Source organism: Vibrio sp. 811, assembly GCF_033339195.1.
This window is the reverse complement of sequence record NZ_JAWOUB010000236.1, coordinates 1-840: the sequence shown is the minus strand read 5'-3', so window position 1 is coordinate 840 and position 840 is coordinate 1. Positions and strand designations below refer to the sequence as shown.

General features: G+C 43.5%; 1 protein-coding gene. It reads left to right on the top strand.

Going from position 1 to position 840, the window contains the following annotated elements; all coding sequences use genetic code 11:
* Positions 1-103: 103 nt before the first annotated feature.
* Positions 104-840 (top strand): tRNA isopentenyl-2-thiomethyl-A-37 hydroxylase MiaE (miaE, locus tag R7Q46_RS26060; RefSeq protein ID WP_318078066.1); only part of this gene is annotated, 737 nt, incomplete at its 3' end.

Here is an 840-nt window from a genome sequence, read left to right as displayed (position 1 = left end):
CTATCAGATTAAAGGCTGCGTTTGCAGCCTTTTTTCTATCCAGATTTCCGTTTTACTTATGCTCTGGATGAACCAAATTTGAACGTAACGTACTAAAAATAAAATGATTAATCTCGACGCCTATCAAGATCTTCTTGCTCCTATCAATCAATTTCTGCAATGCAGCACACCCAACGAATGGGTTGAAGAAGCAAAGAAACCAGAAAACTTGCAAACCATTTTATTGGATCACTTACTGTGCGAGCTGAAAGCCGGTCAGTCAGCCATGTTCTTGATCCGCAAATACGCAGTAGATAAAGACAGTTCACATGCCTTACTTGACTGGTTCAAACCGTATGAAGATTTCGCTTACCGAAAAATCGGCTCATTAGAGACATTAAAAGGCAAGAGCAATATTTCGAAAGCCATCATGGCAAAATCGGATTCGCCGTATAGCCAAGATCTGATCGATAAAATGGTTCTCTTGATCAAAGAAGAATTACATCACTTCTATCAAGTACTGGAAATCATGGAGAGCCGTGGCGTGGAATACAAAAACATTCCCGCAAGCCGCTACGCAAAAACGCTGATTTCACACATGAAGACTCATGAGCCCGAGACGCTTATCGATAAGCTCATTATCGGCGCTTACATCGAAGCTCGCTCATGTGAACGTTTCGCCAAACTTGCGCCGCACATGGATGAAGACATTGCGAAGTTTTATGTTTCCCTACTCCGCTCTGAAGCACGCCATTATCAAGACTACCTTGTACTGGCTGAGCAGATTGCAGGCAAAGATATCAGCGAGCGTATTGCATACTTCGGCCGTATCGAAGCTGAGCTGATTTCAACCCCCGACGA